At 71.9% G+C, this 910-nt stretch carries 1 protein-coding gene; it reads right to left on the reverse strand.

Going from position 1 to position 910, the window contains the following annotated elements; genetic code table 11:
- Window positions 1-910 (reverse strand): polyketide synthase dehydratase domain-containing protein (locus tag FLW16_RS42915; RefSeq protein WP_185949865.1); only part of this gene is annotated, 910 nt, incomplete at both ends.

Genomic DNA, 910 nt, shown 5'->3' on the forward strand with positions numbered 1-910 from the left:
CGGTGAGGGCGGTCAGGTCCTCGTAGTAGGTCGCGGTGGCGGTCTGGCGTAGTTCGTCGTAGAGCGTGTGATCACCGAGGACTGCCCACGCCTCGCGCGCCGCCGGCACGAGATCGAGCGGTGACCATTCCACCCTGAACAGGCTGTTCTCCGGAGCCGATCCGGAGACGTCGAGCTGCTCGGCGGAGACCAGCCTGGCAGTCAGGGTGTCGATCGAGGCGACCGGCGCACCGGTGGGGTCGGCGGCCTGGAGCGACAGCGACCCGGCGTCCCCCAGCCGGACGCGCACCCGCAGGTCGGTGGCGCCGGTGGCGTGCAGGCGGACCCCGCTCCAGGCGAACGGCAACCGGTTCTGTCCTTCCGGCACCTCGGCCAGCCCCGCCCAGGCGGGCAGGTGGACGGCCGCGTCGAAGAGCGCGGGGTGCACGCCGAAATCCGCCACTTCGGCCCGTTCCTTCTCGGGGAGGGCGACCTCGGCGAACAGTTCGTCGCCGCGCCGCCAGGCGGCGCGTAGCCCCCGGAACGCCGGACCGTACCGCAACCCCGCGTCGGTCAGGGCCTCGTAGACGCTCTCCACGTCGACGGGGGTCGCGTCGGCGGGAGGCCAGGAGGTGAGGTCGAATCCGGGCTGGAGGTCGTCCTTGACGAGTACGGCGGTGGCGTGGCGGGTCCACTCACCGTGCTCTTCCTCCGGGCGGGAGTACACGTCGAGCGTCGCCTCCCCATCGGCGTCCGCGCTGTTCACGATCACCTGGACCCGGACCGTACGGCCGGGCTGCAGGACCAGTGGGGTGTGGAGGAGGAGTTCGTCGATGGTGGTGTGGCCGGTGTGGTCGGCGGCGTGGAGGGCGAGGTCGAGGTAGGCGGTGCCGGGGAGGATGGGGGTGTCGAAGACGGTGTGGTGGGCGAG

The organism is Microbispora sp. KK1-11 (genome assembly GCF_006874435.1).
Taxonomy (GTDB): Bacteria; Actinomycetota; Actinomycetes; order Streptosporangiales; family Streptosporangiaceae; genus Microbispora; species Microbispora catharanthi.